This window comes from Burkholderia sp. Ac-20392 (assembly GCF_017104585.1).
Lineage (GTDB): Bacteria > Pseudomonadota > Gammaproteobacteria > Burkholderiales > Burkholderiaceae > Burkholderia > Burkholderia lata.
In genome coordinates this window covers 1-11883 of sequence record NZ_JAAGPB010000270.1, presented here as the reverse complement: position 1 = coordinate 11883, position 11883 = coordinate 1, and the positions used below count along the sequence as shown (strand labels likewise).

The 11883-nt window shown below is 67.1% G+C and carries 14 protein-coding genes, 1 tRNA gene and 1 pseudogene; 6 read left to right on the top strand and 10 right to left on the bottom strand.

Annotated features, from left to right (window positions below; all coding sequences use genetic code 11):
- The coding region (locus G3N99_RS25180; protein WP_206123747.1) for an MFS transporter at positions 1–738 on the bottom strand (738 nt) is incomplete at its 3' end.
- A gap of 170 nt (positions 739–908) precedes the next feature.
- Here G3N99_RS25180 and G3N99_RS25175 point away from each other — a divergent pair.
- The 3 genes from G3N99_RS25175 to G3N99_RS25165 all read left to right on the top strand — a co-directional run bounded on the left by G3N99_RS25175 (position 909) and on the right by G3N99_RS25165 (position 3081).
- Complete coding sequence (locus G3N99_RS25175) at positions 909–1838, top strand: LysR substrate-binding domain-containing protein (RefSeq protein ID WP_206123746.1); 930 nt, start codon at positions 909–911, stop codon at positions 1836–1838.
- Between the two features lie 130 nt (positions 1839–1968).
- Positions 1969–2310, top strand: coding sequence for an SMR family transporter (locus G3N99_RS25170; protein ID WP_206123745.1), 342 nt, complete (start codon positions 1969–1971; stop codon positions 2308–2310).
- Between the two features lie 126 nt (positions 2311–2436).
- Positions 2437–3081 carry a LysE family transporter gene (locus G3N99_RS25165; protein WP_206123744.1) on the top strand — a complete coding sequence of 215 codons (645 nt, stop codon included), beginning with the start codon at positions 2437–2439 and terminating at the stop codon, positions 3079–3081.
- On the opposite strand, the gene G3N99_RS25160 is transcribed toward G3N99_RS25165, so the two are convergent.
- The 5 genes from G3N99_RS25160 to G3N99_RS25140 all read right to left on the bottom strand — a co-directional run bounded on the left by G3N99_RS25160 (position 3067) and on the right by G3N99_RS25140 (position 7446).
- Positions 3067–4227 (bottom strand): enolase C-terminal domain-like protein, encoded by a 1161-nt coding sequence (locus G3N99_RS25160; protein WP_206123743.1) that lies wholly within the window; start codon positions 4225–4227, stop codon positions 3067–3069. The two genes, G3N99_RS25165 and G3N99_RS25160, sit on opposite strands and share 15 nt — an antisense overlap.
- A gap of 116 nt (positions 4228–4343) precedes the next feature.
- A complete protein-coding gene (locus tag G3N99_RS25155; protein ID WP_206123742.1) occupies positions 4344–4808 on the bottom strand; it encodes an ion channel in 465 nt (154 codons plus the stop codon).
- Positions 4809–5054: 246 nt separating this feature from the next.
- Positions 5055–5825: an SDR family oxidoreductase gene (locus G3N99_RS25150; protein ID WP_206123741.1), complete on the bottom strand. Its 771-nt coding sequence runs from the start codon at positions 5823–5825 to the stop codon at positions 5055–5057.
- Between the two features lie 25 nt (positions 5826–5850).
- Entirely contained in the window at positions 5851–6705 is an 855-nt protein-coding gene (locus G3N99_RS25145; RefSeq protein ID WP_174941484.1) for an alpha/beta hydrolase, read from the bottom strand.
- A gap of 45 nt (positions 6706–6750) precedes the next feature.
- Positions 6751–7446: an alpha/beta hydrolase gene (locus G3N99_RS25140; RefSeq protein ID WP_206123740.1), complete on the bottom strand. Its 696-nt coding sequence runs from the start codon at positions 7444–7446 to the stop codon at positions 6751–6753.
- 144 nt (positions 7447–7590) lie between these two features.
- Between G3N99_RS25140 and G3N99_RS25135 the strand changes: the two genes are divergently transcribed.
- Complete coding sequence (locus tag G3N99_RS25135) at positions 7591–8208, top strand: ABATE domain-containing protein (protein ID WP_206123748.1); 618 nt, start codon at positions 7591–7593, stop codon at positions 8206–8208.
- A gap of 236 nt (positions 8209–8444) precedes the next feature.
- Here the strand turns inward: G3N99_RS25135 and G3N99_RS25130 are convergent, their stop codons facing one another.
- Positions 8445–8789, bottom strand: a complete 345-nt coding sequence (locus G3N99_RS25130; RefSeq protein ID WP_006752094.1) for a cupin domain-containing protein — start codon at positions 8787–8789, stop codon at positions 8445–8447.
- Between the two features lie 299 nt (positions 8790–9088).
- Between G3N99_RS25130 and G3N99_RS25125 the strand changes: the two genes are divergently transcribed.
- Together G3N99_RS25125 and trmB are read left to right on the top strand one after the other, a co-directional pair.
- Positions 9089–9163, top strand: a tRNA-Gly gene (locus tag G3N99_RS25125).
- A gap of 133 nt (positions 9164–9296) precedes the next feature.
- A complete protein-coding gene (gene trmB / locus G3N99_RS25120) occupies positions 9297–10064 on the top strand; it encodes a tRNA (guanosine(46)-N7)-methyltransferase TrmB (protein WP_174944338.1) in 768 nt (255 codons plus the stop codon).
- 111 nt (positions 10065–10175) lie between these two features.
- On the opposite strand, the gene G3N99_RS25115 is transcribed toward trmB, so the two are convergent.
- The 3 genes and pseudogenes from G3N99_RS25115 to G3N99_RS42075 all read right to left on the bottom strand — a co-directional run.
- Entirely contained in the window at positions 10176–11006 is an 831-nt protein-coding gene (locus tag G3N99_RS25115; protein ID WP_011351199.1) for an undecaprenyl-diphosphate phosphatase, read from the bottom strand.
- 81 nt (positions 11007–11087) lie between these two features.
- Entirely contained in the window at positions 11088–11669 is a 582-nt protein-coding gene (locus G3N99_RS25110) for a DUF1439 domain-containing protein (protein ID WP_071334060.1), read from the bottom strand.
- 17 nt (positions 11670–11686) lie between these two features.
- Positions 11687–11773 (bottom strand): annotated as a pseudogene (locus tag G3N99_RS42075) (YkgJ family cysteine cluster protein); the annotation flags it as partial.
- Positions 11774–11883 lie beyond the last annotated feature (110 nt).

Below are 11883 nucleotides of genomic sequence, written 5' to 3'. Positions count from 1 at the left end.
CAGGCTGAGGCGCAGGAAGGCCGGCGCGAAGATCTCGCGCAGCGGATGCGCGCGCCGCGCGTCGGCCACGTCGCCGTCGCGGGCGTCATGCCGACGCCACTGGCCGGGCTCCTTCACGCGCATCACGGTGAACACCGCGAGCAGCGCCGGCGCGAGCCCGCACAGGAACATCGCGCGCCAGCCGTAGGTCGCGCCGATCGTGTAGTTCAGGCACGCCGCGATGAAGAACCCGAAGTAGTAGCCCGTCTGCAGATAGCCGGCGCCCATCTTGCGGCGGTCTTCCGGCCAGCTCTCGGCGACGTAGGTACCCGCCAGCGCCCATTCTCCGCCGACGCCGATCCCGGCGATCAGCCGGCACGCGGCCAGCGCCCACACGTCGTGCACGAATGCGGCCGCGCCGGTGAACACCGAATAGATCAGGATGCTCGCGGCGAGCGTACGGACGCGGCCGAAGCGGTCGGCGAGCGGCCCCCAGATGAACGACAGCCCCCAGCCGATCAGGAACAGCGCGAACAGGATCGAGCCGTACATCCCGAGATTCGCGGGCGTCGCCGCGATGCCGGACGCCGGCAGCAGCTCGGTCAACGCGGGAATCAGCACCAGCGCGTAGATCACCGAATCCACGCCGTCGAGCACCCAGCCCGCATACACGGCCCAGAAACCCTTGACCTGCTCGCGCGTGAGCGGTGTGCGCCGCGGCTTCGCGCCGGCCGCCGGCGCGTCGATCGCCTTGAACATCTTCGTCTCCTTGCCGGCCGGGCCGGCGCTTTTGCCGCGTCCGGTCCGGGATGGCCGGGAGGCTGGCTCTTTTGTGAGACGAGTATAGAAACACCATCGATCGGAGAAAAATATGATATTCATCTTGCTCGATCGGATTGGCTTATGGCTCGAATCGGGAGGCGGCGGCGATGGACTTGAGGCAGTTGCGCTATTTCGTGAAGGTCGTCGAATACGGCAACGTCACGCATGCGAGCGAGGCGCTGCATGTCGCGCAGCCGGCGGTCAGCCAGCAGATGCGCAATCTCGAACAGGATCTCGGGATGCAGCTGCTCGAACGCAGCGTGCGCGGCGTTGCGCCCACCGCCGCCGGTCGCACGCTGTACCAGCACGCGCTCGAGCTGCTGCGCCAGGCCGATGGCACGCGCGAGCTGCTGCGCCGCGATGCCGAGACACCGCAGGGCCGCGTGACGGTCGGGATGCCGTCGAGCACCGCACGCGTGCTGGCCATCCCGCTCGCCCGCGCGGTGCGCGACCGCTACCCGGGCATCATGCTGGAGCTGATCGAGGCGCCGAGCGCCGATCTCGATACGCTGCTCGAACGCACGCGGCTCGATCTCGCGATCGTCGTCGACGCGGTCGATACGCGCGGCATCGCGATCCACCGGCTGCTGTCGGAAACGCTGTACCTGATCACGTGGCCCGGGTTCCAGGTGCCGGACGATCCCGTGCCGCTCGACGCGATCGCGCGGATGCCGCTCGTGCTGCCGAGCGCGCCGAACACGATCCGCAACCGCGTCGACTGGGCGATGCGCGAGGCCGGGCTGTCGTACGAGATCAGCTTCGAGGCGAGCTCGACCGGGCTGCTGTTCGCGGCCGTGATGGCGCAGCTCGGCGTGACGATCCTGCCGTGGACGGCCGCACACGTCGAGATCGAGGAACGCAAGCTCAAGCTGTCGACGGTTGCGCACCGGCTGTTCGCGCGCGACCTGTCGCTGTGCTGGCACGATACGGCGCTCGTCAGCAACGCGGTGCAGAAGGTGAAAGCGGAGATCGTCCGGCTGTTCGACACGCTCGGGCAGCGGCCCGAGTGGGCGGCCGGGCAGGCCGACGGTGCGTGACCGGGGCGCCGCGTGCCTTGTGCCTTGTGCTGCGAAGGCGCGCGTACTAAGCTCCGTTCATCCTGGGTACCGCTGACACCTCCACTTCTTCTCGCCGCTCGGTATAAGCGTCGGGGGAAGGAGGCCGTTCGTGTCCCCGCTCCAGTCTGCCTGGCTTCTGCTGGGCGTCAGTGTCCTCGCCGAAGTACTCGGCTCCGTCGGCCTGAAATATTCGGCCGGCTTTTCCCGCCCGCTCCCCTCCGCACTCACCGTCGTCTGTTATGCCTGCGCGGTCTGGCTGATGGCGCTCGCGACGAAGCGCCTCGAAATGGGGCTCGCGTATGCGAGCTGGGCCGCCGCCAGCACCGCGGCCACGGCCGTGATCGGCATCGTCTGCTTCGACGAATCGGTGTCGTCGCTGAAGCTCGCCGGCATCGCGCTGACCGTTTGTGCGCTCGTCGCGCTCAACCTCGGCGACGTGGCGACGCACTGACCGCGATCACCGCCGGTTGCCGACACGCAGGCGCCGGGGGGACATTGACAACGCCCCCCGACGCCCCTTAACGTTGCTCCCATCCTAACCATCACCGGTTCAGCTTAAGAGGTTGTCGGCCCGCTCGTGCTCGACACCTCTGCCTTCGTCGAAGGCCTGCTGCTTGGCGCCGGACTGTTCACGTCCGTCGGCCCCAAGGACGCGTTCGTCATCAAGCGCTCGATCTCGAGCCCCCATCTGCTTTCCATTGCCCTCGTCTGCGCAGGCAGCGACGCGTTGCTGATCGCGCTCGGCGCGCACGGGTTGTCGTCGCTGCTATCGCGACATCCCGGCGTGGTGTCGGCCGCGCTGTGGGCCGGCATCGCGTATCTCGCCGGCTATGGCCTGCTCGCGCTGCGCTCGGCGATCCGAAGGCGACAGCCTGAGCACGTCGACGGTCCGCGCACGGGCAGCGAACCCACGCGTGCGCGCACGGTGCTCGCAACCGCCGTCGTCTCATTGCTCAACCCGTATGCGTGGATCGACACCGTGCTGCTGCTCGGCACCGTGATCGTGAGCCACACGCCCGCCGCACGTGCGCCGTTTGCGATCGGCGCGATGACGGCTTCGCTCGCGTGGTTCCTGATGCTCGCGTATGGCGCGCGCGCGTGCCGCGCATGGTTCGCCCGTACGCTCGCATGGCGCGTGCTCGATTTCTTCGTCGCGGCGATGATGCTCGGTTTCGCGGTGCGTTTCGCGATCGATGCGCTGCAGGCGTCAGCGGCTCGATAACGTACGAAACACGTCGTGCGCGCCGGCATGCAGTTCGAAGCCGATGCCCGGTGCCTGCGGCACGCGTGCGTATCCGGCGTCGACGCTTGCGCCATCGGCCAGTCCGCTGAACGGATGAAACGCGAACGGGCTGACTTCCGCACCGCCGAGCCCGAGCGCCGCGACGACATGCAGCGAGAACAGGTGGCCGCCGTGCGGCCAGAACGCGTCGCGCCGCCAGCCGCGCGACGCGAAGTGCTCGACGATCTGCAGATAGCCCGGCAGCCCGTAGCCATGCACCGGATCGAATACGAGCACGTCGCGGTCGGGGCGCAGGCCACCGTAGCGGTCGAGCAGCTTCGCTTCCGCAAGCGAGAACAGTGCCTCGCCGGCCGCGATCGGCGGTGCGTAGCGCGCGGCGATGTCCGCCTGCAGCGGCAGGTCGAGCGGATCGCAGATGTCCTCGAACCACCAGAGATCGAACGGCGCGAGCATCGCGACGGCCGCGCCGACGGTCGTCGCGTCGTACGTGTTCATCGCGTCGACCGCGAGATGCGAACTGTCCGCCAATTGTGCAGCGGCCGCTTCGATGCGGCTGCGGTCCTGATCGAAATCCGTGCCGCCGATCTTGATCTTCGCGTGCGTGTAGCCGAGATCGGCGATGCGGCGCATCTCGTCCGACAGGCGCGCGAGATCGTCATGCGGATAGCGGTAGCCGCCGCCGGCATACACACGTACGCGCGGTGCGGCCGTGCGTTCAAGCCGGTCGGCGAGAAAGCGATGGAGCGGCAGGTCGGCGATCTTCGCGGCGGCATCCCAGATCGCCATGTCGAGCGTGCCGACTGCGACGCATCGTTCGCCATGTCCGCCGGGTTTTTCGCCGACCATCATCGCGCGCCATGCACGGAACGGGTCGAGGTTCGTGCCGGCTTCGTCGGCGAGCGTGTCGGCGGCGGCCAGCAGGCGCGGTGCGAACCGTTCGCGGATCAGGCCGCCCTGCGCGAAACGGCCGATCGACGCGTAGCCGTAGCCCGTCACGGGGCGGCCATCGCGTACGACGTCGGTGACGACCGCGACGACACTCGTCGTCAGGCCGCCGGACGGGATCGCCGGATCGGCATAGCGGGACACGGGAATCGCTTGTTCGTGGATCGCGGTGATGCGCATGGTCGGGGTTCCGGAGGGGGCGGCCGAGGCGCTGGCGAACGAGGTACGCGATGCGGCCGGCACGATGGGCGGACCGCTGCATCATAGGCGCTGTCGCAGCAGGCTGCAGGCGAACGCTACCGTGGCGGGCGATCGCGCTGCAGCCGCTGCGTGATCGCCGAGAAGTCGGCCTGGATCACCGCGAAGATGAATTCGGTCGACATCCCGAACAACAGCACGCCGCACGACGCTTCAATCGCGCCGAGCATCCGCCAGTTCGCGGCCGGGACGATGCCCGACGCGCCGCGCGTCGACATCGTGTCGATCGAGAAGAACAGCGCATCGCTGAACGAGCCGATCGCGCCGACCTGCACGAAGGTCGCGCCCCACGCGATCGCTTCGAGCGTATGCAGCAGCCCGAGCGCGATGCAGATCAGCGCGATGATGCCCGTCACCTTCCGCAGTTGTTCGTGGATGTCGTCGCGGCGCACGTCGAGCGCTTCGCGAAGCCGGCGCGCGACGACCGCCAACCCGACCATCGCCGCGGTGTGCACGAGGATCGTGGTCATGCCGAGCAGGATGCCGATCGTCCAGCTTTCCATGGGAGGCCTTTGGGGTCGGGGGCGGCTGCGGGGATTGGCGGAAGATTAACACCGGGGCCGCGCAAAGGCGCGGGCGGGCGGCAACGGGTATCCGGTCGCCGCACCAGGCGTGACGTCAGGCCATGCGACGCACGATACGCAGCGCTGCCTGATTCGCGTGAACGCAGCGACCATCGACGGCTCGCAGTCGGCAGTCACGTTCAGAGGCGGAAACAAATCGGGGTTCGCCACCGGCGAACCCCGCCATCAGACCGACTTCACTTCCCCGCCGTCCATCCGCAGCGCCGAGCCCGTCATCCAGTGCGCGGCCGGCGATACGACGAATGCGATCAGTTCCGCGATCTCCTCCGGCGTGCCGTAGCGCGCGATTCCCGCTTCGACCGGAAACCGGGCCGTCGCCTCGTCGACGCTCATGCCGTGCAGCGGCGCCCAATGCTCGAGGTACGAACGCCGGCGGCCCGTCATCACCGGGCCCGGCAGCACGCTGTTGACCTGTACGCCATCGGCGATCCCGCGATCCGAGAATGCCTTCGCGAGCGCAACGATCGCCGCATTGATCGTGCCGACCGCCGCATACGGCGCCTTCGGGAACAGCGCGGAGTTGCCGGACATCAGCACGACCGAGCCCGCGCTTGCCTTCAGCGACGGCCACGCGGCAATCGTCAGCCGCCGCGCGCCATGCAGCTTCAGCGCCAGGCCCTGCTCCCACTGTTCATCGGTCATCTCGAACACGTCGATCTGCGGCACCGCACCCGCGATGTTCAGCAGTGCGTCGATCCGGCCGAACGCGGCGAGCGTGTCGTCGACCACGCGCGGCGCCGCCTCCGGCGCCGCGAGATCGACGTCGATCACGAGACATGCGGCGCCGGCCGCTTTCACGTCGATCGCGGTCTGCTCGAGATTCGCGCGGTTGCGCGCGACGAGCGTGATCGCGTCGAAATCCCGCGCGAGCCGGATCGCGGTCGAACGCCCGATCCCCTGGCTCGCGCCGGTCACGATGGCCACTCTGTCGGACATGATGTTTCTCCTGGGTCGGAACGGATCAGCGAGCGAGGAATGCCGACATCGCCGCGGCGATCTCCGCCGCATGCGTTTCCAGCGCGAAGTGGCCGGTGTCGAAAAACCGCACGTCGGCGTCCGGGAGGTCGCGCCGGAACGCCAGCGCGCCGGCCGGCAGAAAGAACGGATCGTTCTTCCCCCACACGGCGAGGAACGGCGGCCGGTGCGTGCGGAAGTATTCCTGGAACGCCGGATACAGCGCGACGTTGCTTCGATAGTCACGGAACAGGTCGAGCTGGACCTCATGGGCACCGGGCCGGCTCAGGTAGTAGTCGTCGAGCGAATAGCCGTCGGGCGACACCGCGCCCGGATCGGGCGTGCCGTGCGTGTACTGCCAGATCGTCGTGTCACGTGCGAGCAGCGCGCGCAGCGCATCCCGGTTCGCGGGCGACGGATCGTGCCAGTACGCGCGGATCGGGTTCCAGCCGTCGCTCAAGCCTTCTTCGTATGCGTTGCCGTTCTGCGACACGATCGCGGTGATTCGCTCGGGATGCCGCAGCGCGAGCCGAAAGCCGGTCGGCGCGCCGTAGTCGAACACGTACACCGCGAAGCGATCGAAGCCGATCACTTCCGTGAAGCGCTCGATCACGTTCGCGATGTGGTCGAACGTGTACGTAAAAGCGTCCCGACCGGGCATGTCCGACTGCCCGAAGCCGGGCAGATCCGGCGCGACGATGTGGAAGCGGTCGGCCAGCGCCGGGATCAGGTCGCGGAACATGTGGCTCGCGCTCGGGAAGCCGTGCAGCAGCAACAGCTTCGGCGCGCCGGGCAGCGCGGACTCGCGGTAGAACACGTTGAAGCCGTCGACGTCGGCGCGACGGTAGGTGATGGCAGGCATGGTCTGTCTCCTTGGGGAACAGGGTTCGGAGAATGTGAACGGACGTCAGCGGGCAGCAATCGACCGGAGCGCGTCGACGATCACGTCGGTCACGATGTCGGGCGCAGTCACGATCGGCGTGTGATCGACTGCGTACGAACTCACGCGTGCCTTCATGCGCTCTGCGGTGAATCGTTGCGTGGCGGGATCGATCATCCGGTCCTGCTCGGCGATCAGGAACCAGCTCGGACGGTCCCGCCACAGCGGCCGCCCAACCGCCTCGCCGATACACGCGGCCGCAATCGGGCGCTGCACCGCCGCGAGCACCGCCAGTTGCTGCGGGCTCGCGTGCTGCGCGAAAGCCCGCGGAAACGCATCCGTCGGCAGCCAGATGAAGCCGTGCCGATCCGGCGCGAGCTGCGGCGCCTCCGGATGCGGCTCGCCGCGATGGAACACGTCGCCGACCGTTTCGCCTTCATCCGGCGCGAGTGCCGCGACATAGACCAGCCCCGCGACATTGGCCGCCCGCGTCGCCCCGATCACGGCGCCCGCATACGCGTGACCGGCCAGCACGACGGGGCCGTCGATCCGCTCGAGCACCCGGTCGAGTGCGGCGACGTCGTCGCCCAGCGAAGTCAGCGGCAACGGTGCCGCGATTGCGTTGATCCCCTGCCGCTGGAGACGCTCGATGACCGCGCTCCAGCTCGATCCATCCGCCCATGCGCCGTGCACAAGCACGGCGCTCACGTTGCCGTTCGACATGTCCCGCTCCTTTGAGAAAGGTGAATGGCGCACAAAAGTAACCTCATAAATTCACTCAATCAGGTTACTCACCACATCCGTAACTTGTCAAGTCTGTTTTTAGTGGTTACGATGTGTCGTCACCCTCGCCTGCTTCCCTCGGTCATGGACTACCTTCCGATTCCCGCGATCTTCGTCGCCGACGCGCCCGGCCTCGATTTCCTGAACTCCGTCGCAACGCCGGTGGATCAGGAAGTGGACTGGATACGGGACGGCGAAGGCTTGCTGGCGTGGCTGGAACAGGCCGGCATGGTGCCGGCCGACGCGCTCGCGGCACTCCGCGCGCAGTCGACGCCGGCCGAACTCGACGCGGTCGCGGCGCAGGCGCGCGCGCTGCGCGAGTGGTTCAGGGTGTTCGTTCGCGCGCGGAAAGGACGGCCGCTGGCTGCCTCGGACCTGGGCGAACTCGAGCGGCTGAACACGTTGCTGGAGCGTGACGAGCGATACGAAGAACTGGTCGTGGACGAGGCGAATGGTTTCGCGCTTCGGGAAAAGCGGCGCTGGCGATCGCCGGAGTCGCTGCTGATGCCGATCGCGCAGGCGCTCACGAAGCTCGTGTGCGACGAGGACTTCACGTATGTGAAGGCATGCGAAGGCCCGCGGTGCACGCTGATGTTCGCGGATCACACGCGCGGGCACGCGCGGCGGTGGTGCAGCATGGCGATTTGCGGCAATCGTGCGAAAGCGGCCGCGCATCGGAAGCGGATGAAGGAGCGGGGGTAACGTGGTGCGGCCGGAGCCGCCCATCGAGCGATGCCCGTTTATCGGTGAGGAGCCGCCGGCAACCTGACGTACGAAGTGCAGCGCTTTACTGCTTCACACGAACCCGGCCACATGGTCCTGCACCCGGACCAGGGCGAATTTTATTGAGCCGGAATCTCGCGCTGGCCCTCCCGGCTCCGGGAACCGGGAGAGTATCGAGCGACGACGGTATGCCTGGCTCGACTCTACCGGCCCGCTCAGGCGAAGACGAAGTACTTGCGCACCGTTTCCACCACTTCCCAGGTCCCTTTCATGCCGGGTTCGATCACGAACACGTCGCCGGCCTTCAGGTGCACCGCCTCCTCGCCTTCCGGCGTGATGATGCAATAGCCGTCGAGGAAGTGGCAGTACTCCCATTTCTCGTAATTCACCTCGAACTTGCCCGGCGTGCAGATCCAGGTGCCCATGATCTTGCTGCCGTCCTTCGAGAGGTAGGCGTTCAGGTTCACGGTGTGCGGATCGCCGCCGATGCGCTTCCACTTGGTCGCGTCAAGGACCGGCGTCGGGCAGGTTTCGCGCAAAACGGTGATGAAATCGGACATGTCAGCTCCAGACTAACGATCGTGTAAGAGAGGCCTGTCACGTTAGTTCGAAAGCGTTGTCCGGACTTGTATGCTTCCGACACCGACTCGTCCATTTTCGACACGGGCTTGTGTGCGGGCGCACCGCCCGTTCGTTCGGCGCCGCGTTGCGCCGGCGGAGCGATTCCGGCCGCTCCTTTGTTCACGACCATTCCCGGTGGCGCCATCGCGCCTCCCTCGAGCGATGCAGGCGCCGAAGCCACCGCCCAAAACAGCCCCCTTGCCACATCTCGGCCAAACCCTGTAGAATTGCGCGTTCTGCGGGCGTCGTATAATGGCCATTACCTCAGCTTCCCAAGCTGATGACGTGGGTTCGATTCCCATCGCCCGCTCCACTTTCCGGCTGCATCGCAGCCAGCGCATGAGCCGCCTCGTCGAAGGCGGCTTTTTTGTACCATGTGCCGGTTCCCCCGGCCCCTGCTGCGCGCAACGGGCCCTCGCCCGCAACCGAGCCTTTCTCTGTCACCGATGATGCACGACGATCCGAACGAAGCCGGCCTGCCGCCGCACGACGACGCCATTCCCGATGAAGCCGCCGAAGGCGCCGACGCAGTCAATCCGCTGCACCACCGTCGCATTCGCAGCTTCGTGACGCGCGCCGGCCGTGTGTCGACCGGCCAGCGCCGCGCGATGGACGAACTCGGCCCGCGCTTCGTGGTGCCGTACGCGCCGGAGCTGCCCGACTGGAATGCCGTGTTCGGCCGCAGCGCGCCGCGCATCCTCGAGATCGGCTTCGGGATGGGCGCATCGACCGCGGAAATCGCCGCGAACCGCCCCGGCGACGACTTCCTCGGCGTCGAAGTGCACGAACCGGGCGTCGGCGCGCTGCTGAAGCTGATCGGCGAGCAGGATCTGTCGAACATCCGCATCATCCAGCACGACGCGGTCGAAGTGCTCGAGCACATGCTCGCGCCGGAAAGCCTCGACGGCGTGCACATCTTCTTCCCCGATCCGTGGCACAAGGCGCGCCACCACAAGCGCCGGCTGATCCAGCCGCCGCTCGTCGCGCATCTCGCGTCGCGCCTGAAGCCCGGCGCGTACATTCACTGCGCGACCGACTGGCAGAACTACGCGGAGCAGATGCTCGAAGTGCTCGGCGGGGAGCCGACGCTCGAAAACACGGCCGCCGACTACGCGCCGCGCCCCGACTATCGCCCGGTGACGAAGTTCGAACGGCGCGGGCTGCGGCTCGGCCACGGCGTGTGGGACCTGGTGTTCCGCAAGCGCGCAGGCTGAGCCCTCCCGCTGCGGCGGCGCACGCCGCCCCGCCGCGGACAAGAAAAAGCCCGACCGGCCTATGCCGATCGGGCTTTTTTCATGTGCGGCGCGCTGGCTTTCGTGTTCGCGTCACGCCCAGTTCAGCCAGCCGCTGTACCCGACCAGCAGCACGAACAGCCCGAACGCGATCCGGTACCACGCGAACACCGTGAAATCGTGCGACGCGACATAGCGCAGCAGCCAGCGCACGCACACGAACGCGCTGACGAATGCCGCGACGGCGCCCAGCACGAACAGGCCGAGCGAATCGACGGTGAACGCCTGCCAGTCCTTGACGGTTTCATAGAGCGTCGCGCCGAAGATGATCGGAATCGCGAGGAAGAACGAGAATTCGGTGGCCACGCGCCGGTCGAGGCCGAACAGCATCCCGCCGATGATCGTCGAACCCGAGCGCGACATGCCGGGAATCAGCGCGAAGCATTGCGCGATACCGACCTTGAGCGCGTCGAGCGGTGTCAGTTCATCGACCGACATCACGCGCGGCGGCTCGCGGCGTTCGCGCTGCCGCGCCTCGGCCCACAGGATGATCGCGCCGCCCACGACGAGCGCGAACGCAACGGGTACCGGGGAAAACAGCACGGCCTTGATCTTCTTCTCGAACAGGAGGCCGAGTGCGATCGCGGGAATCGTCGCGATCACGACGTTCAGCGTGAAGCGCCGCGCATCAGGCCGGCTCGGCAGCCCGGACACGATGGACGCGATCCGTTGCCGGTATTCCCAGCAGACCGCGAGGATCGCCCCGAACTGGATCACGACGTCGAACGTCTTCGCATGTGAATCGTTGAAATTCAGGAAGCTGCCCGCGACGATCAGGTGACCGGTACTCGACACCGGCAGGAATTCCGTCAGCCCCTCGACGACGCCGAGGATCAAAGCCTTGCAGATCAGGATCCAGTCCATCCGTGGCCCAACTCCGAAATGGTCGAATGAATGGGCCACTCTTCCGCGCGCGGCCCCCCTCCGGCCGAGCGCGGTTCGTCGTCACTTTTCGACGATCGCCACACGTATGCCGTTTGTAAGAATCGTAATTGTACCGGGTTCGTAGTTCACCCCGGCAAATTGCAGTTGTTCGGGCTTGAACGTGTAGATCGGATAGTTGGTCAGCAACTGCGTCGCGAGCAGGCCGGCGGCCGCGCCGACCTGCTGCGCGTACATCTGCGCGTCGCCGTCGAGCGCGAGGCTGTCGACGGCCGGCGACCTCAGCACGACCGAGCGGCTCGGTGCGTCGTAAGCCAGCTGACCCGACACGGTGAACTTGCCGCTGACGGGCGCGCGCAGGAACGGGCTCACGAAATGCGCGTCGAGCTGCACGGCGACGCGGTTCTGGTCGGGCAGCAGGTTAACGGCCGGGTTCGCAAGCGACACGTCGACGACCTGCGCGACCGTCTTCTGGTACGGGAACTTGCGCGCGACGGCTTTCTGCACGTCACCGCGCGAGAACGTGTAGTGATCGGGGATGAACGGGAACGTCGACGCGCACGCAGCGAGCGAGAGCGTCACGCCGATGGCGCCGACGGTTGCGGCGAGAAAACGGCGCCGACCGGGCGCGCAAGGTGCGGTCATGCTGAACACTCTCCTGGTTACGACGGCCGCGTCGCGGCCTCGAGGCGCGTGAGCCACGCGAGCGCGTCGTCGCGCGACGCGCCGCACATGTCCGCGGCCGGCTGATCGGCAGCGGGGCGGGGAGGGAAAGAGGTTAGTACTCGGCATAGATTTGGGGTGTCGCCGTATTGTTAAAAAAACAATTATGATACTATGTGACCATCCGCGCCGTCGC

Coding starts and splice junctions, on each gene's coding strand:
- G3N99_RS25175 (WP_206123746.1), top strand. CDS start 909: ATGGACTTGAGGCAGTTGCGCTATTTCGTGAAGGTCGTCGAATACGGC.
- G3N99_RS25160 (WP_206123743.1), bottom strand. CDS start 4,227: ATGCGCATCACCGCGATCCACGAACAAGCGATTCCCGTGTCCCGCTAT.
- G3N99_RS25155 (WP_206123742.1), bottom strand. CDS start 4,808: ATGGAAAGCTGGACGATCGGCATCCTGCTCGGCATGACCACGATCCTC.
- G3N99_RS25150 (WP_206123741.1), bottom strand. CDS start 5,825: ATGTCCGACAGAGTGGCCATCGTGACCGGCGCGAGCCAGGGGATCGGG.
- G3N99_RS25145 (WP_174941484.1), bottom strand. CDS start 6,705: ATGCCTGCCATCACCTACCGTCGCGCCGACGTCGACGGCTTCAACGTG.
- G3N99_RS25140 (WP_206123740.1), bottom strand. CDS start 7,446: ATGTCGAACGGCAACGTGAGCGCCGTGCTTGTGCACGGCGCATGGGCG.
- G3N99_RS25135 (WP_206123748.1), top strand. CDS start 7,591: ATGGACTACCTTCCGATTCCCGCGATCTTCGTCGCCGACGCGCCCGGC.
- G3N99_RS25130 (WP_006752094.1), bottom strand. CDS start 8,789: ATGTCCGATTTCATCACCGTTTTGCGCGAAACCTGCCCGACGCCGGTC.
- trmB (WP_174944338.1), top strand. CDS start 9,297: ATGATGCACGACGATCCGAACGAAGCCGGCCTGCCGCCGCACGACGAC.
- G3N99_RS25115 (WP_011351199.1), bottom strand. CDS start 11,006: ATGGACTGGATCCTGATCTGCAAGGCTTTGATCCTCGGCGTCGTCGAG.
- G3N99_RS25110 (WP_071334060.1), bottom strand. CDS start 11,669: ATGACCGCACCTTGCGCGCCCGGTCGGCGCCGTTTTCTCGCCGCAACC.